Origin of the sequence: Clavibacter sp. MX14-G9D (assembly GCF_032917815.1) — a bacterium.
Classification (GTDB): Bacteria; Actinomycetota; Actinomycetes; order Actinomycetales; family Microbacteriaceae; genus Clavibacter; species Clavibacter michiganensis_K.
On the sequence record NZ_JAVCVL010000004.1, the window covers coordinates 12,820 to 29,901 of the forward strand.

Annotated in this window: 15 protein-coding genes; 11 read left to right on the top strand and 4 right to left on the bottom strand. The window is 73.4% G+C overall.

Going from position 1 to position 17,082, the window contains the following annotated elements; translation table 11 throughout:
• Positions 1-121: 121 nt before the first annotated feature.
• The 4 genes from tatA to lnt all read left to right on the top strand — a co-directional run bounded on the left by tatA (position 122) and on the right by lnt (position 5,445).
• A complete protein-coding gene (gene tatA, locus Q6969_RS00950) occupies positions 122-478 on the top strand; it encodes a Sec-independent protein translocase subunit TatA (RefSeq protein ID WP_317228769.1) in 357 nt (118 codons plus the stop codon).
• Positions 479-532: 54 nt separating this feature from the next.
• The gene (gene tatC / locus Q6969_RS00955) at positions 533-1,285 is read left to right on the top strand and encodes a twin-arginine translocase subunit TatC (protein WP_317228805.1); all 753 of its coding nucleotides are present in this window, start codon (positions 533-535) and stop codon (positions 1,283-1,285) included.
• 93 nt (positions 1,286-1,378) lie between these two features.
• The gene (locus Q6969_RS00960) at positions 1,379-3,850 is read left to right on the top strand and encodes a DEAD/DEAH box helicase (protein WP_317228770.1); all 2,472 of its coding nucleotides are present in this window, start codon (positions 1,379-1,381) and stop codon (positions 3,848-3,850) included.
• Entirely contained in the window at positions 3,847-5,445 is a 1,599-nt protein-coding gene (gene lnt / locus Q6969_RS00965) for an apolipoprotein N-acyltransferase (RefSeq protein WP_317228771.1), read from the top strand. Before Q6969_RS00960 ends, lnt begins: the two co-directional genes overlap by 4 nt.
• A 76-nt stretch (positions 5,446-5,521) precedes the next feature.
• Here the strand turns inward: lnt and Q6969_RS00970 are convergent, their stop codons facing one another.
• From Q6969_RS00970 to Q6969_RS00980, 3 genes are read right to left on the bottom strand one after another with little or no spacing between them, the layout of a single operon-like run.
• Positions 5,522-5,887, bottom strand: a complete 366-nt coding sequence (locus Q6969_RS00970; RefSeq protein WP_317228772.1) for an RNA polymerase-binding protein RbpA — start codon at positions 5,885-5,887, stop codon at positions 5,522-5,524.
• 60 nt (positions 5,888-5,947) lie between these two features.
• A complete protein-coding gene (locus Q6969_RS00975; RefSeq protein ID WP_317228773.1) occupies positions 5,948-6,736 on the bottom strand; it encodes a glycerophosphodiester phosphodiesterase family protein in 789 nt (262 codons plus the stop codon).
• Positions 6,733-7,050, bottom strand: a complete 318-nt coding sequence (locus Q6969_RS00980) for a hypothetical protein (RefSeq protein ID WP_317228774.1) — start codon at positions 7,048-7,050, stop codon at positions 6,733-6,735. Before Q6969_RS00980 ends, Q6969_RS00975 begins: the two co-directional genes overlap by 4 nt.
• Positions 7,051-7,222: 172 nt before the next feature.
• On the opposite strand from Q6969_RS00980, the gene Q6969_RS00985 reads away from it, so the two are divergent.
• The 3 genes from Q6969_RS00985 to Q6969_RS00995 are packed head-to-tail and all read left to right on the top strand — an operon-like array spanning position 7,223 to position 10,604.
• Positions 7,223-8,002, top strand: a complete 780-nt coding sequence (locus Q6969_RS00985; RefSeq protein ID WP_317228775.1) for an SDR family oxidoreductase — start codon at positions 7,223-7,225, stop codon at positions 8,000-8,002.
• 47 nt (positions 8,003-8,049) lie between these two features.
• Positions 8,050-10,137, top strand: a complete 2,088-nt coding sequence (locus Q6969_RS00990) for a S9 family peptidase (protein ID WP_317228776.1) — start codon at positions 8,050-8,052, stop codon at positions 10,135-10,137.
• On the top strand, positions 10,134-10,604 hold the full coding sequence (locus Q6969_RS00995; protein ID WP_317228777.1) for an NUDIX domain-containing protein: 471 nt from the start codon (positions 10,134-10,136) through the stop codon (positions 10,602-10,604). Before Q6969_RS00990 ends, Q6969_RS00995 begins: the two co-directional genes overlap by 4 nt.
• A gap of 87 nt (positions 10,605-10,691) precedes the next feature.
• Here the strand turns inward: Q6969_RS00995 and Q6969_RS01000 are convergent, their stop codons facing one another.
• Positions 10,692-12,554 (bottom strand): sugar-binding domain-containing protein, encoded by a 1,863-nt coding sequence (locus Q6969_RS01000; RefSeq protein WP_317228778.1) that lies wholly within the window; start codon positions 12,552-12,554, stop codon positions 10,692-10,694.
• 50 nt (positions 12,555-12,604) lie between these two features.
• On the opposite strand from Q6969_RS01000, the gene Q6969_RS01005 reads away from it, so the two are divergent.
• The 4 genes from Q6969_RS01005 to Q6969_RS01020 all read left to right on the top strand — a co-directional run bounded on the left by Q6969_RS01005 (position 12,605) and on the right by Q6969_RS01020 (position 16,918).
• On the top strand, positions 12,605-13,618 hold the full coding sequence (locus Q6969_RS01005) for a LacI family DNA-binding transcriptional regulator (protein ID WP_317228779.1): 1,014 nt from the start codon (positions 12,605-12,607) through the stop codon (positions 13,616-13,618).
• A 313-nt stretch (positions 13,619-13,931) separates the two neighbouring features.
• The gene (locus Q6969_RS01010) at positions 13,932-15,458 is read left to right on the top strand and encodes an alpha-L-fucosidase (protein WP_317228780.1); all 1,527 of its coding nucleotides are present in this window, start codon (positions 13,932-13,934) and stop codon (positions 15,456-15,458) included.
• Between the two features lie 480 nt (positions 15,459-15,938).
• Positions 15,939-16,385 (top strand): hypothetical protein, encoded by a 447-nt coding sequence (locus tag Q6969_RS01015; RefSeq protein ID WP_317228781.1) that lies wholly within the window; start codon positions 15,939-15,941, stop codon positions 16,383-16,385.
• A 179-nt stretch (positions 16,386-16,564) separates the two neighbouring features.
• Positions 16,565-16,918 (top strand): hypothetical protein, encoded by a 354-nt coding sequence (locus tag Q6969_RS01020; protein ID WP_317228782.1) that lies wholly within the window; start codon positions 16,565-16,567, stop codon positions 16,916-16,918.
• Positions 16,919-17,082 lie beyond the last annotated feature (164 nt).

Genomic DNA, 17,082 nt, shown 5'->3' on the forward strand with positions numbered 1-17,082 from the left:
CAGGGGAACTCCGGGTGAATCACCATGCCGAGCAGGGCGTCTCGGCGGGTCCCGAGGTTAGACTCCCCGTGGATCCCGACAACGACTGTCCGGCCCCCCGACCTGAAGGAACGTGAACCACATGCTCGGAAACCTGACCGGATGGCACCTCGTCATCATCCTCGTCGTCATCGTGCTGCTCTTCGGTTCCACCAAGCTGCCGGCGCTGGCGAAGAGCGTGGGCCAGTCCATGCGCATCTTCAAGGGCGAGGTGAAGACCATGAAGGAGGAGAGCGGCCCCGAGCGCCGCGACGATGTCCGCGATGAGGACCGTCGCCGCGACGACGACCGCTACCGCGCGGACGACCGCGACCGTCCCCGCGACTCCGCGCCGCGCGACTACGTGCGCCCCGGCGAGTCGCGCCTGGACGAGCCCCGCTACGACGCCCCGCGCTACGACTCCCCGCGCGACGGCGGGGACTCCCGCCCCAGCGCCTGATCCGTGAGCACCACGGAGCGACCGCGCCAGCGGAAGCGGGACGCCGAAGGGCGCATGTCGCTCGTCCAGCACCTCCTGGAGCTGAAGAAGCGGCTGTTCATCGCGGGCGTCGCCATCATCCTCGCGATGGTGGCGGGGTGGTTCCTCTCCTCGTTCGTCCTCGAGGCGCTGCGGCAGCCCATCGAGACCATCAACGCGGAGCAGGGGCGGAACGCCAGCCTCAACTTCCCGACCATCACGTCGGCGTTCGACCTGCGGCTGCAGATCGCCCTGTACGTGGGGCTCATCATCTCCAGCCCCGTGTGGCTCTACCAGGTGTTCGCGTTCCTGGTCCCGGGCCTCACCCGGACCGAGCGCCGCTACACCTTCGGGTTCTTCTTCTCGGCGGTCCCGCTGTTCCTCGCCGGGTGCGCGGCCGGCTGGTTCGTTCTGCCGCACATCGTGGCGCTGCTCACGCAGTTCGCGGGCGCGGGGGACTCGTCCTTCATCACCGCGCGCGAGTACTTCGACTTCGTGCTGAAGCTCGTGTTCGCGGTGGGCATCGCGTTCGTGCTGCCGGTGTTCCTCGTGCTGTTCAACTTCATGGGGATCCTGTCGGGCCGGACGATCATCAAGTCGTGGCGGATCGCCATCCTCCTGATCATCCTGTTCTGCGCGATCGCCACGCCGGCCGCCGACGTCATGTCGATGTTCCTGCTGGCCATCCCGATGACGCTGCTGTACCTCGTGGCCGCCGGGATCTCGCTCCTCAACGACCGTCGGCGTGCCCGCCGCGCCGACGCCATGGCCGACGACCTGCTGGCCTGATCGAGCCCACCCGACGCCCGTCCCTCCGGGGGCGGGCGTCGTCGCGTCCGCACCCGGCCGACGCCCGGATCCGGAGCCTAGACTCGACGCATCGTGACTGATCAGCTCTCGCCCGCCGAACGCTACGCCGCCTCCCGGAACCGCCGGAGCCTGCCGCTCCTGGAGTCCTTCGCGAGCGGGCTGCGCTTCGACCTCGACCCCTTCCAGCGCGCCGCCGCCGAGTCCCTGGAGAACGGCCGCAGCGTGCTCGTCGCCGCCCCGACGGGTGCCGGCAAGACGGTCGTCGCCGAGTTCGCCGTGTACCTCGCCATGCAGCGGCCGAGCGCGAAGATCTTCTACACCGCGCCCATGAAGGCGCTCAGCAACCAGAAGTACGCCGAGCTCGTCGCCGAGTACGGGCCGGACGAGGTGGGCCTGCTCACGGGCGACACCAACGTCAACAGCCGCGCCCGCATCGTGGTCATGACGACCGAGGTGCTCCGCAACATGCTCTACGCCGACTCGGACCTCCTGCGCGACCTCGCCTTCGTGATCATGGACGAGGTGCACTACCTGGCCGACCGCTTCCGTGGCGCCGTCTGGGAGGAGGTCATCATCCACCTGCCGCAGACGGTGCGGATGGTGTCCCTCAGCGCCACCGTCTCGAACGCCGAGGAGTTCGGCGACTGGCTGCAGGCCGTGCGGGGCGAGACGGACGTCATCGTCTCCGAGGAGCGTCCGGTGCCGCTCGAGCAGCACGTCATCGTGCGCCACCGCATGGTGGACCTGTTCGACTCGTCCGGCCTCGCCGCGACGCACCGGGTGAACCCCGAGCTCGTGCGCATGACGCACGGCGGCGGCCGCGAGGCGGTCCGCGTGCGGGGCGGCCAGGGTCAGGGCCGCGGACGCGGGGGAGCCGGCGGCGGCGCGGGGCGACGGGCACCCGGTCCCTGGGACCGCGGGCGCATGGACCGCCCCGAGGTCATCGCGCTCCTCGACGAGCGCAACCTCCTGCCCGCCATCTTCTTCATCTTCAGCCGCGCCGGCTGCGACGCCGCCGTCACGCAGGTGCTCCGGGCCGGCGTCCGGCTCACCCACGCCGACGAGCGCGACGAGATCCGCGCCATCGTCGAGGAGCGGTGCCGCACGCTGCGCGACGAGGACCTCGCCGTCCTCGGCTACTGGGAGTTCCTGGAGGGCCTCGAGCGCGGGGTCGCCGCCCACCACGCCGGCATGCTGCCGGCGTTCAAGGAGGTCGTCGAGGAGCTGTTCCAGCGGAAGCTCGTGAAGGCCGTCTTCGCCACCGAGACGCTGGCGCTCGGCGTCAACATGCCGGCCCGCACGGTCGTGCTGGAGCAGCTGGAGAAGTTCAACGGCGAGGCGCGCGTGCCGCTGACGCCGGGAGAGTACACGCAGCTCACCGGCCGCGCCGGTCGGCGCGGCATCGACGTGGAGGGCCACGCGGTCATCCAGTGGAAGGACGGGCTGGATCCCCAGGCCGTCGCCTCCCTGGCCTCCCGCCGCACCTACCCCCTCAACTCCAGCTTCCGACCCACCTACAACATGGCCGTGAACCTCATCGACCAGTTCGGCCGCGACCGCACCCGCGAGGTCCTGGAGTCGTCGTTCGCGCAGTTCCAGGCGGACCGCGCCGTGGTCGACCTCGCGCGGAAGGTGCGCACGCAGGAGGAGTCGCTCGCCGGCTACGAGAAGGCCATGGTGTGCCACCTCGGCGACTTCCGCGAGTACTCGGGGCTCCGGCGCGAGCTCAGCGACCTCGAGCGCGCCACCGCCGCCCGCGCGGACATGCAGCAGCCGGGACAGCACGGCGAGCGCGACAAGCGGCAGCGCCAGCTCGCCGACCTGCGCCGCCGGATGAAGGCGCATCCCTGCCACGCCTGCAAGGACCGCGAGTCGCACGCGCGCTGGGCGGAGCGCTGGTGGCGCCTCAAGCGGCAGACGGACGCGCTCGGCCAGCAGATCCGGACCCGCACCAACGCCGTGGCCAAGGTCTTCGACCGCGTCACCGAGCTGCTGCTGTCCCTCGGCTACCTCAAGCGCGCGGCCGACGGCCAGGTCGCCCCGACGCCCAACGGCCGCATGCTGAAGCGCATCTACGGCGACCGCGACCTGCTCGTCGCGGAGTGCTTGCGCACGCAGGTCTGGGTCGACCTCGACCCCGCGGGGCTCGCCGCCATGGCCGCGTCGCTCGTCTACCAGCCGCGCCGCGACGAGGGCGACCGCAACGAGCGGAACCTCCCGCGCGGGGCGTTCCGGGCCGCGCTGGAGCGCACGGAGGAGATCTGGTCGCGCCTCGACGACGTCGAGCGCGAGCGCCGCCTGCCGACCACCGAGCCGCTCTCGACGGGGCTGTGCGCGCCGATGCACCGGTGGGCCCGGGGCGGCAGCCTCGACTCCGTGCTCGACGAGGCCGACCTCGCCGCCGGCGACTTCGTGCGCTGGACCAAGCAGACCATCGACCTCCTCGACCAGCTCTCCGTCGTGGCGGACGGCCCCGTGTCGCGGAACGCGCGGACCGCGCTCGACAGCATCCGGCGCGGCATCGTCGCGTACTCCTCGGTGTGACGGCGCTCGCCCGGGCTCCCCGTCGGGAGCGCAGCGCCACCGCGTCCGCACCGCCGCCCTCCGCCGGGGCGCCGGTCCGTCCTCCGCTCCCGTTGTGGGGCGCGCTCCTCGCGGCGGCGGCCTCGGGGCCGGTCCTCGACGCCGCCTTCCCCGACCGGGGCCTCTGGCCGCTCGTGTTCCCGGGGATCGCCCTCGTCCTGCTGGCGCTCCGGGGCCGTCGGGCGGGTCCCGCGTTCCTCGTGGGGCTGGTGGCCGGGCTCGCCTTCTACCTGACGCACATCGAGTGGGCGTCGCTCTACCTGGGGCCTGTGCCCTGGATCGCGCTGTCGGCGCTCGAGTCGCTGTTCGTCGCCACGGGCGCGGCGGCCATCGCGACGGCCACCCGCTGGATCCCCCGCGCGTTCCCCACGGTCGCCGGCCGGGTGATCGCGCTGCCGGTCGCCGTGGCCGGGCTGTGGACGGCCCGGGAGGCGATCTCGGCCGTCTGGCCCTACGGCGGGTTCGCGTGGGGCCGCGTGTCGCTGTCGCAGTCGGAGGGCCCGTTCGCGCACCTCGTCACGTGGCTCGGCCTGTCCGGACTTTCGTTCGTGCTCGTCCTCCTCGTGGCGCTCCTCCTCGAGCTCGCCGCCGAGGAGCGCGTGCGACGGTCAGCACGTGCGCTGGTCGCGGGGACCGCCGTCGCGCTGGTGCTCGTCGTCCCCGCCTTCCCGGTCGAGACGACCGGCACGACGCGCGTCGCCGCGGTGCAGGGGAACGCGAGGGCCGGGTACTTCGACGGCGCCCGGTACGGCGACATCCTGCGCGCGCACCTCGCGGCGACCGCGGAGATCCCGGCCGACGCGGACGTCGACATGGTCGTGTGGCCCGAGAACGCGGCTGACGCGGATCCGCTCCGGGACGCGGGGTCGGCGGCCGCGCTCGACCGCGTTGTGGAGCGCCTCGGGGCCCCGCTCGTGGTCGGCACCGTGACGGAGCGCGACGGCCGGTTCTACAACGAGTCGCTCGTGTGGACCGGGGGTGGGGCGTCCGACCACTACGACAAGAAGCACCCCGTCCCGTTCGGCGAGTACGTGCCCGACCGCGCGTTCTGGGAGCCGTTCGCCCCGGACCTCATCGGGCTCATCCAGCGCGAGTACACCCCGGGGACGACCGACCAGGTGATGGACGCGGCCGGGATCACCGCGGGCATCGCGATCTGCTTCGACATCGTCGACGACCAGCTGACGACCGACATGGTCGACGAGGGCGCGGAGATCATCCTCGCGCAGTCGAACAACGCCGACTTCGGCCGCACCGACGAGAGCGTGCAGCAGCTCGCGATCGCGCGCATGCGCGCGCTCGAGACGGGCCGCAGCGTCGTGAACATCTCCACCGTGGGCACCAGCGCGATCGTCGGTCCCGACGGCCGCGACCTCGACCGCCTGCCGTGGTTCACGGCCGGATCGATGGTGGTCGACGTGCCGACCGCGGACGTCGTGACGCCGGCGGTCCTCGTCGGCCGCGACATCGAGTGGTTCGTGTCGGGCCTCGGCCTCGGCGCCCTGGCCGTGGCCGGGTTCGCGCTCGGCCGCCGGGGCCGGCGCGCGGCCCGCTGACGACCGCCGCACGCAGAGGAGCACCCCCCGGCGATGCCGAGGGGTGCTCCGGACGTTCGCGAGCGGAGGGGTCGGGTCAGGCTCCGATGCGGTGCTGACCGCGCCGCGCGCGGAGGGTGGCGAGCCGCTCCTCGAGGAGCTCCTCCAGCTCGGCGCGGGTCCGGCGCTCGAGCAGCATGTCCCAGTGGCTGCGAGGGACCTTCGCCTCGACCTCCTCGTGGGCGACGGGGTCGCCCTCGGCGTCGAGCAGTCGGCCCTCGAGGCCGCTCTTCGGCGACTCCCAGACCTCCGGGACCTCGGCGTCCGCCGAGAACACGACCTCGAAGGTGGTCCCGTCGGACGTGCGGTACGTCTTCCTCTGGCGGGGGGAGAAGCTGACGCCCTCCTCGCTCTGCAGGCTCGTGGATCCGAGCCTCATCCCGCGCAAGCTGCGATCTGCCATTGTGGTCTCCTCTCGCGATGCACTCACCGTTGTAAACCTCGCGGCTGTGAGGATCCTTTCTCAGGACGCCCTGTTCCCAGGCGAATCCCAGTCCCCTGATGCGAGGGCGGCGAGGGCGAGATCGGGGCGATCGGTCACGATCCCGTGCACCCCCGCCCTGACCAGGCGGATCATCTCGTCGGGGTCGTCGACCGTCCAGACGTGCACCTCGCGGACGGCGCGGGCGAGCCGGGCGACCATCACGGGGGACACGGTGCGGATGCCCAGCACGGTACGCGGCATCTGCACGGCGTCGACGCCGCGGAGTGCCAGGCGGACGACCGGCGCGAGCCCCGCGCGGGCGCCGAGGACCGCGAGGAGGAGCCGCACGGCGTCCGCGGAGGTCGCCACGCCGGGGAGGAGGCCGACGGCGCGTCGACGCCGCGTGGAGGAGAACGACGTGACGAGCACGCGATCCCGGGCGCCGGCCGCGCGGATGTCGCGGGCCGCGGCCGCCGAGGCGTCGCGTCCCTTCACGTCGATGTTCAGCCGGGCATCGGGCAGCGCCGCGAGCAGCTCGGCGAGGGTGGCGACGCGGGCGCCCGAGCCCAGGTCGACCGCCCGGAGCTCCGAGAGCGTCGTGTCCCGCACCCGGCCGGGCCGACCGGTCAGCCGCCGGAGGTCGTCGTCGTGCCAGAGCACGCACGCGCCGTCGGCGGTGACGTGGACGTCGGTCTCGAGGTGCGTCACCCCCAGCTCCCACGCGGCGCGGAAGGCGCCGAGCGTGTTCTCGACGGCGCCGTGACCCGTCCAGCCGCGGTGCGCGAGGACGCGGGGAGCCGGGGCGTCGAACCACCCGCCGCCGGTCACGGGACGGGATCGCCGTCGGGGGAGACGGCCGCGACGCCGGGAGCGACGGCGGGAGCGCCCGCGGACGGGCCCTCCACCGGGAGCGCGCGGAGGAGGGCGGGTCGCGCGACGGCGAGGAGGACGACGGCCATCGCGACCGCCAGGAGCGCCTGCAGCCACCAGGGGGCGCCGACCAGCCCGGACAGGAGGGCGCCGAGCGCCGCCGAGCCGCCGCAGAGGGCGGCGAGGTCGAGGCGCCGCATCTCGACGACGACGCAGACGACGATGAGGAGGAGCCAGGCGATCCACGCGTGGTCGTCGAGGAGGACCGTCACCCGCTGCTCCCTCGCTCCGTGGACCGGATGCCCCGAACCTAGCCCACCGCCCTCGCGCCGGACGCTAGGCTCTCAGGGCCGTCAGCGTGGTGTCCCGCCCGCGCGGCCCGTTCCGTCCCTCGCCGGACGACCCGTCCCGCGCTCCGGCGCGCACCGCCAGAGGAGTACCGCTGTGAGCACCGTCGACGAGAACCGCCCCTTCGCCCCCGACGAGCTCCGCGGCCGACGCGCGCTCGTCACGGGCTCCTCCCGCGGCATCGGCGCCGACACGGTGGCCTACCTCGCTGCGGCCGGCGCGGACGTCGTCGTCAACTACCGCAACAAGGCGGCGCGGGCCGAGAAGCTCGTCGCGCAGCTGCGCGAGGGCGGCGCGAAGGCCGTCGCGGTCGGCGCCGACCTCACCGACCGCGACTCCGTCGACCGCCTCATGGAGACCGTCCGCTCCGAGCTCGGCGGACTCGACGTCCTCGTGCTCAACGCCTCCGGCGGCATGGAGAGCGGAATGGCGGAGGACTACGCCATGACCCTCAACCGCGACGCCCAGCTCAACGTGCTGCGCAGCGCCCTGCCGCTCATGTCCGAGGGCGGCCGGGTCGTGTTCGTCACGAGCCACCAGGCGCACTTCATCCGCACCACTTCGACCATGCCGGAGTACGAGGCCGTGGCCCGCAGCAAGCGCGCGGGCGAGGACGCCCTGCGCGAGCTCCTCCCGGAGCTCGACGAGCGCGGCATCGGCTTCGTGGTCGTCTCGGGCGACATGATCGAGGGCACCATCACGGCGACCCTCCTCGGCCGCATGAACCCGACCGCCATCCAGGAGCGCAAGGAGGCCTCGGGCGGCCTCTACAACGTGTCGCAGTTCGCGGCCGAGGTCGCGCGCGCGGTCGTCGACCCCATCCCCGCCGACCACACCCGCTTCGTCGGCGACACCGGCAGCTTCGCCGCCGAGTGACCGCCGCCACCGCAAGGCGCTGACGCCCCGGGGCTAGGCTCGGAGCGATGAAGACCACGGATCTCGACCTCCTCACCTCCGTCTCCCGCCCCGCCGTCTCGCCCGACGGCCGCCGTGCCGTCGTGTCGGTCACGCGCCCGCGGGTGCATGCCGACTCGTACACCGGCCAGCTGTGGGAGGTGACGACCGACGGATCCGCGCCCCCGCGTCGCATCACGCGCGGCTTCCGCGACACGGCGCCGCGCCTGTCGCCCGACGGCGCGCTCCTCGCGTTCCTCCGCGCGGAGCCGAAGGGCCCGCCGCAGCTGCACGTGGTGCGGGCCACCGGCGGCGAGCCGGTCGCGGTGACCGACGAGCTGCTCGGCGTCGACTCCTTCGACTGGTCGCCCGACGGGTCCCGCATCGTCTTCGCCTCGCGCATCGCCGAGCCCGGCCGGTACGGGAGCGTCGAGGGCGTCAGCGCGGCCGCCGAGCCCGCACGCCGCATCACGACGACCCGCTACCTCGCGAACGGGCTCGGCTGGTCGACCGACCGCCACGTGCAGCTGTCGCTGGTCGAGGTCCCGGACCTCGAGGCGGAGCCGTTCGTCGCCGCCGTCCCCTCCGGGTACCTGGACGCCCAGGACCCGGCCGTCCGCGGCGAGGGGGCGGACGCGACGCCGTCCGCCGCCGAGCGCGCCGGCCTGCCGCCCGTGGTCCGCCTCACCGACGAGCCCGTCGACCACGAGTCGCCGCGCTTCTCCGCCGACGGCACCGAGGTGCTGTTCGTCGCCTCGCGCCACGAGGGCCGCGACGACGACCTCCTCTCGGGGGCGTACGCCGTCGCCGTCCCCGCACCCGGCGACGCGTCCGCGGCGCTGCCCGAGGTCCGCACGGTCGTGTCGCACGAGGCCGGGCTCGGCATCTCCGAGGTCGCGTCCGTCGACGGCGGCCGGCACTACCTGCTCGCGCAGGACCTCGGGGAGCGCGGCATCGACTTCGTCGCCCGCAACACGGCCCTCTACGTCCTCGACGCGGGCGACGACGCGCCCCGCGCGCTCACCGACGCGGAGACCGTCGACCTCGGCGGCAGCGGCATCACGATCGAGGACCGCGACGCCGTCCTCGTCCTGAACGCCTCCCGCGGCACCGTCCAGCTGCTCCGCGTGACCGCGGACGCCGCGGTCGAGGCGCTCGTGGACGACCAGGTGGAGGTCACCGGGGTCGGCATCGGGGGAGGGGCGGTCGTGGTCGCCCTCACCGATCCGCGGACCCACGGCGACCTCGCGCTCGTCCGCACCGACCGCGCCCCCGACGCGGGATCGGCGCTCCAGCCGCTCACCGACTTCTCCGCCGCGCTGCGCGCGACGGGTATCCGCCCGCTGCACGAGCTCGTGGTCGAGGGCCGCGACGGGTATCCCGTGCACGGCTGGGTCGTCCTGCCCGAGGGGGAGGGGCCGCACCCCGTCCTCCTCGTCATCCACGGGGGTCCGTACGCGGCGTACGGCGTGCACCTCTTCGACGAGGCGCAGGTCTACGCCGACGCCGGATACGCGGTGCTGCTCTGCAACCCGCGCGGCGCCGCCGGGTACGGCCAGGAGCACGGCCGCGTCATCAAGGAGCGCATGGGCACGGTCGACATGGACGACGTCCTGGACTTCCTCGACGGGGCCGTCGCGGTGCACGACTCCATCGACGGATCCCGCGCCGGCATCATGGGCGGCTCCTACGGCGGCTACCTCACCGCGTGGACCATCGCGCACGAGCACCGCTTCCAGGGCGCCATCGTCGAGCGCGGCTTCCTCGACCCGGAGCTGTTCACCGGGACCTCCGACATCGGCACGTTCTTCGGCGAGGAGTACACCGGGTACGACGCCGACGTGCGCCGGGCGCAGAGCCCGCAGGCGGTCGCGCACCAGGTGCGGACGCCGACCCTCGTCGTCCACTCCGAGGACGACCTGCGGTGCCCGCTGTCGCAGGCCGAGCGGTACCACCTCGCCCTCGTGCGCGCGGGCGTCGAGACCGAGATGCTCGTGTTCCCGGGCGAGGACCACGAGTTGAGCCGGTCCGGCCGCCCCCGTCACCGGGTGCAGCGCTTCGCGGCGATCCTCGAGTGGTGGGCGCGGCACCTGCCCGTCGGCGCGGACGCGCGATGACCGACGAGGTCGTGCGCCACGTCCGGGACACGGCGCGCATCCTGCTGGTCGACGAGCGCGACCGGCTGCTGCTGTTCCTGACGAACTACTCGGTGGACGTCGACCTGCCGCCCCGGTGGCTGACGCCCGGCGGCGGCATCGACCCGGGGGAGTCGCCCGCGGAGGCGGCCCGCCGCGAGCTCTTCGAGGAGACCGGCCTCCGCGTCGAGACGGTGGGGGAGCCGGCCTGGGAGCACGACTACGCGCGCCGCCGCATCGACGGCGCGCTCGACGTCGGGCACTCGACGTTCTACCTGGTGCGGGTCGACGCGTTCACGCCCGTGTCGGACAACTGGATGCCCGACGAGTTCGACGACATCCACGCCCACCGCTGGTTCGCGCTCGACGAGCTCGCGGCGACCGCGGACCCCGTCGAGCCGGCCGAGCTGGTCGAGGTCGCGCGCGAGGTGCTGTCCCGGCGCTCCTGAGCGCGTCGTGCGCCCCAGCGGGACCGGCGCCGCGACGACGGGCGCGGACCGGTCCGACCGGGCCCGGCCGTCGCGGGGCGCTGTGCGTCAGGGCGCCTCGGTGCCGCCCGTGATCGCCCGTCGGATCCGTGCGATGTCGGTCTTCGGCTGCCGGTCGGCGGTCAGCAGCCCGTTGGTCTCCTGCATGGTGTCCGTGAGCTGCGTGTAGCAGGACCCCGCGAGCACCCGGCTCAGGCGGACGGCGTCGTACAGCCCGGTGATCCGGGCGATCCAGTCGTCGGCGTCGACCGCGGCCGTGTAGCCCCAGGCGTCCTCGCGGGCCTCGCCCGGCTGGTAGTCGATCCCGCCGAACTCCGTCAGCATGAGCGGCCGGCCCCCGTCCTCGACGCCGTCGACGAGGATCCGCCGGCCGCTCGGCCCCATCCCGGAGAGGAGGCGGGTCCGGGCGGCCTCGTCGGCGAAGGTGCGGGCGAGCGCGTCGCCGTCGCCCTCGTAGTCGTGGACGCTGATGATGTCGCTCGACGTGTGCTCCCAGCCGTCGTTGGAGATGACGGGCCGCGAGGGGTCGAGGGCGCGGGTGACGTCGGCGAGCGAGCGCGAGTAGGCCTGCTGTCGCGGGTCGGACGCGATCTGCTGCACGCCCCAGCTCTCGTTGAGGGGCACCCAGGTCACGATGCACGGGTGGGAGACGTCGCGCTCGACGGCGTCCATCCACTCGCGCATGAGCCGCTGCACGGCGGTCGCGGAGAACGCGTAGGCGTTGGGCGCCTCCCCCCAGACGAGGAGGCCGAGCCGGTCGGCCCAGTACAGGAAGCGGGGGTCCTCGATCTTCTGGTGCATGCGGGCGGCGGTGAAGCCGAGCTCCTTGATCAGCTCGACCTCGGTGCGGTGCGCGTCGTAGGAGGGCGCGGCCAGGTGGGAGGCCGGCCAGTAGCCCTGGTCGAGGACGGAGCGCACGTCGTAGGGGCGGTCGTTGAGGAGGAAGGAGCCGCGGTCCGTGCCGACCGTGCGGAGCCCGAGGTAGGACGCGACGGCGTCCACGGGCGCGCCGTCGGGGGAGAGGAGGGTCACCGTGGCATCGACGAGGCGCGGCTGCTCGGGGCTCCACAGGAGCTCGTCCTCGGCCTGGCCGTGGGTCTGCCGGGAGACCGGGACGACGAGGTCGACCGTGTCGCCCGCGGCGGGGAGGGTGGTCTCGATCGTGCCCAGGTGCTCGTCGCGCTCCTCCCAGCGGAGGTCGACGCGGACGCGCGAGCCGGCGGCGGCGCGCCCCCGGAAGGCGACCCCGAGGGACACGAGCGCATGGTCGACGGGGACCCAGCGGAGAGCGCGGATGGAGACGTCGGGGACCGCCTCGAGCCAGACCGTCTGCCAGATGCCGGTGGTGCGGTGGTACCAGATGGCGTGCGGCGCCTCGTGCCAGTCCTGCTTGCCGCGGGGCTGCGTCACGTCGTGCGGGTCGTCCTCGGCGCGCACGACGACGGTGTGCTCGGGGCCTTCGGCGACGAGGGCGGTGACGTCGAAGGTGAAGGGGGTGTGGCCGCCCTCGTGCGTCCCCACGAGGCGGCCGTCGATCCACACGGTGGCGCGGTAGTCGACCGCCCCGAAGTGCAGGAGCATGCGCGGCGCGGCGTCGGAGCGCCCCGCCTCCTCGAGGTCCGCGGTCGTGATGACGCGGGAGTACCAGACGACTCGGTGGAAGCCGGGATCGGCGATGCCGGAGGCCTCGGACTCGGGCGGGAACGGGACGATGATGCGCTGCGCCTGGTCGAAGCCCGCGGACCAGCCCCCCGCCAGGCCGACGTCCGCGTCGTCGTGCCGGAAGGACCAGGGGCCGTCGAGGCCGGCCCACTGGGCGCGCACGGACTGCGGGCGGGGGTGGGAGCCGTCCTGCCGGGTGGCGATGGGGAGCTCGGGGCGCGTCGGGGGAAGGGATGCGGCGGTGGGCATGACGCACACTTTACAGCGCTGTAAGAGGGTCGCGTCGATACCATTCCGGCATGGGACGGGTCACGCTGCAGGACGTCGCCGACCTCGCCGGCGTCTCGATGAAGACCGTGTCCAACGTCGTCAACGACTACCCGCACATCAGCCCCCGGATGCGGGAGCGCGTGCGGACGGCGATCGACGAGCTCGGGTACCGGCCGAACCGCTCGGGCCGGAGCCTCGCGACGGGCCGCTCGAGCATGATCGGGCTGGCGTTCCCCGACCTCCGGCGGCCGTACTTCGCGGAGCTCGCGCACGCGTTCGCGCGCGTCGCCAAGGCGCGCGGGTACGGGATGCTCCTCATCGAGACCGGCGGCACCGCCGACGGCGAGCGCGCGGTGCTCCACGACCGGGAGGCCGGGTTCGTGGACGGACTGATCATCCATCCGCAGGCGCTGACGGCCGCCGACCTCGACGGGATGCGCGGGGACGCGTCCGTCGTGTTCCTCGGCGAGGACCCGCAGCCGGCGGGATCGGATCAGGTCGCCGTGGACAACGTCGCGGCGGCCCGCGCCGCGGTCGCGCATCTCGTGGCGCTGGGTCGGCGCCGCATCGGGTTCCTGGGCCACGAGCGCGGCACGATGTCGCGGACGTCGGCGCTCCGGCTGGAGGGCTACGGCGACGGGCTCGCGGAGGCGGGCCTCGCCGTGGACGACGGCCTGCTCGTCGCCCGCGACGGGGGCGACGCCCTCGGCGCCGAGCGCGCCCTGTCGGAGGCGCTCGACCGGGGGATGGTCGTCGACGCGCTGCTGTGCCGGGAGGACCTGGCGGCCATCGGCGCGCTGCGGGCGCTGCGGCGGCACGGGCTGTCGGTGCCGGACGACGTCGCCGTCGTCGGATGGGATGCGATCGAGCTCGGGGCCAGCGTCATGCCGAGCCTCACGTCGGTGGCGCCCGACACGACGGAGCTCGTCGAGCGCACCCTCGACCTGCTCCTGCAGCGCGTGACCGGCGACGAGCGGCCGGGGCGGCACGTGACCGTCGCGCACGGCCTGGTCGTGCGCGAGAGCGCGCCGGCGCCGTCCTGAGCGTGGGATGCGGGTCGGCGGGCGCCGCTTCCCGGCTCGTGGTAGAGAGCCGATAATGCACATTATGTCATGTGAGGGGGGAGGCGCCCCTCCGCTCTCGCCCTGCCTGGTGCTCTGCACGACGATCACCGAGGGATGACGCGGTCGGCCTCGGAGCGCGTGCGCCCGCGCACCGCACCGGTCGCCGCGCCGGTGGCGTCGCGCACGATGTCCCGGCCATGCTGGTGTCGATGCAGATCCACCGGCGGCTCGTCGCCGCCATCCGGACCGTCGCCCCGGGCAGCGGCCACGACACGCGAATGGACGAAGAACCATGACCCACGACCTCCGCCCGCTCGACCCCGCCACCCTGCCGCACCCCGTCGACGTGTCCGACGACGACGCCGCATTGCGTGCCGTCCGGGCCGTCATCGACGCCGGCCCGTTCCGCGCCGACTGGGACTCCCTGCGCGCCTACGCGCCCCCCGAGTGGTACGCCGACGCGAAGCTCGGCATCTTCATCCACTGGGGCGTGTTCTCCGTCCCCGCGTTCGGGAGCGAGTGGTACGCCCGCGAGATGTACCGCGAGGGCACGCCCGAGTTCGCCCACCACGTCGAGACCTACGGACCCCAGAAGGAGTTCGGCTACAAGGACTTCATCCCGTCATTCACGATGGAGGACTTCGACCCCGACGCGTGGGCGCGGCTCTTCCGCCAGGCGGGCGCGCAGTTCGTCGTGCCCGTCGCCGAGCACCACGACGGCTTCGCCATGTACGACACCGACCGGTCGAGGTGGAGCGCCGCCCGCATGGGACCCGGCCGCGACGTGTTCGGCGAGCTCTCCGCCGCCACCGACAGGGCGTGGATGGTCCGCGGCGCCTCCACGCATCGGGCGGAGCACTGGTTCTTCATGAACGGCGGAGCCCGCTTCGACTCCGACGTCCTCGACCCCGAGTACCAGGACTTCTACGGCCCCGCTCAACGCGAGGAGACCGGCCCGAACGAGCGCTACCTCGAGGACTGGCTCCTGAGGACCGTCGAGATCATCGACAGGTACCGACCGCAGGTGCTCTGGTTCGACTGGTGGATCGAGCACCCCGCGTTCGAGCCCTACGTCATGCAGCTCGCGGCCTACTACTACAACCGGGCCGCGCAGTGGGGCCGCGAGGTCGTCATCAACTACAAGTGGGACGCCTTCGCCGCGGGCACCGCCGTCTACGACATCGAGCGCGGCGCGATGGGCGTCATCCAGCCCACCGTCTGGCAGAACGACACCGCCGTGTCCAAGGGCTCGTGGTCGTGGGTGCGCAATCACGAGTACAAGACCGTCGAGGACATCATCGCGGAGCTCGCCGACGTGGTCGCGAAGAACGGGAACCTCCTGCTCAACGTCGGGCCCCAGCCCGATGGCACCATCCCGGAGGCCGAGGCGGACATGCTCCGCGGCCTCGGCGCGTGGCTCTCGGTCAACGGCGAGGCGATCTACGGCACCCGACCCTGGGCCATCGCCGCCGAGGGCCCGACCCAGGTCGTCGTCGGATCCTTCGTCGATGGCGCACCGGCCGCGTTCACCGACGCCGACTTCCGGTTCACCTCCCGGGCCCACGTCACGGGCGACTACGTCTACGCGATCTCGCTGGCGCCGTCGGCAGAGGGCGAGATGCGCATCCGCGCGTTCGGCCGCGGCGCCGGACTCCTCACCCGCCGGATCAAGGAGGTCACCGTCCTCGGCCGCACCGGACCGGTGGACTGGGAGCAGTCGGCCGGCGACCTGGTCGTGCGCGCATCCGGCGCCTCGGTGGTCAAGCTGTTCCTCGCACCCGAGGACGTCCAGCCGCGGACGGACTTCCTGCACCAGTGACGTCGGCTCACGTGCGGGGGCGTGAGCCGCACCCGGGGTGGGCGCCGAGCAGCTCGACGGCGGCGCGGGTAGCCGGTCCGGGTCGCATCCGGACCCACGACCCGGAGCGCTCGTCGCCAGCCTCGCGAAACCAGCACTACTGGTACCCCAGCGGATCCGGGCACCCCTCACCGTCAGCGGGGGGGGGGGGGCGCGAGTCGATGACGGCCTTCGCCGGGACGCTCCGGGCCGATCCAGGTGCTTGCATGGGACGCACGGTCGCGTACGCGGCGGTGCCACCGGATGGCGAGCCCTTCCTGCTCCGCACGACGAGGGGGAGATCGCCCGACCGGAGGTGATCGACGCGGGCGCCGCGCACGGAGGCGCTCACCGCCGCTCCCCCGGTGGCGCGGCGCTCCTCCCCTGCCGGTGCCAGGACCCCGTGCGGGGATGGGCGCCACGCGTGCCTCGTCGCGAGCGGACGAACCGTGGGGATCACGCATGTCAGACGAACCGGCACCGGATCCCCGGTCCCTGTCGCACGTCCGTCAGCGGCTCGCCGTGTCCGAGGGCCTCGCCCTCGGCTTCGCCGTGCACGGCCGATGGAGGGTCCGCTTCGACGCGCTCGCCATCCACCGCGCGGTGGTGGGCGCGTACCTCGACTGGCCGAGGGCCGACGCCTTCCCGCGGGTCCGGGCCGAGCTCGCATCAGGGCTGTCCGGCGTCCACGCCCTCACTCGGGCGGACGACACCGCGCACACCTTCGCCCTGTACTGGACCCGGGACGCGGAGACCGACGGGGACCTCGTGCTCCGCTCCTGGTTCGACGACTGGACGCCCGATTCCGCCGAGGACGTGGACTACGCGGTGGAGGTCGTCCCCGGTCCCATCACCCGGGATCAGTGGCACGCCCTGGCGGGCGCGGTCATCGGACGGCTCCCCGCCTGAACGCTCGACGTGCACTCCCGCGGCACCGGACCGCCCCTCCCGATGCCCCGGCGGCTGCGGGCGCCTCCCCGGCGCGGGCCCCGCGAGCTCGCTACCAGGATCGTCCGCAGCTCCTGCTGAGGGGCCGACCCGCCGCCGCTGGCCTAGCCTGGATCCACCTTCGACGGGAACGAGAGCACATGACGCGGTCCGCCTCGTCGCGCGACGACCGGTGGGCGAAGGTCGCCATGCTCACCGGCGCCGTCGCGCTCGGTGTGTACGCCGTGCTCTGGTGCGTGATGTGGATCCCGTTCCACGTCGACGGGACCGGGCTGCTGATCCTCTACCCGCTGTTCCTCCTCGCCTGGGTGCCGATCGAGCTGCTGGCGACCCTCAGCCTGATGTTCGCGATCGTCGCCCTGGCGAAGCGGCAGGGCAGGACGGCGGGGACCGTCGGGATCCTGGTCGCCGACGTCGTGTTCGTCGTCCTCTCGCTCCCGACGCTCTGGTTCGGCGAGTTCCCGTGGTACGTCTTCACGCCCGGTGGGGCGTGAGGAGCACGCGTGACGAACCACCACGCCCCCTCTCCGGACCGGCCTCGGACTCGGCCATCAGCGCTCTCCGGGTGCGCGGCATCGGACGAGGCCGCCGCCCCGGTCCGCTGCGCGGGCAGCACGCCCGCGCGGGCGCCGATCATGTAGGTTCTCCTCATCTGAGG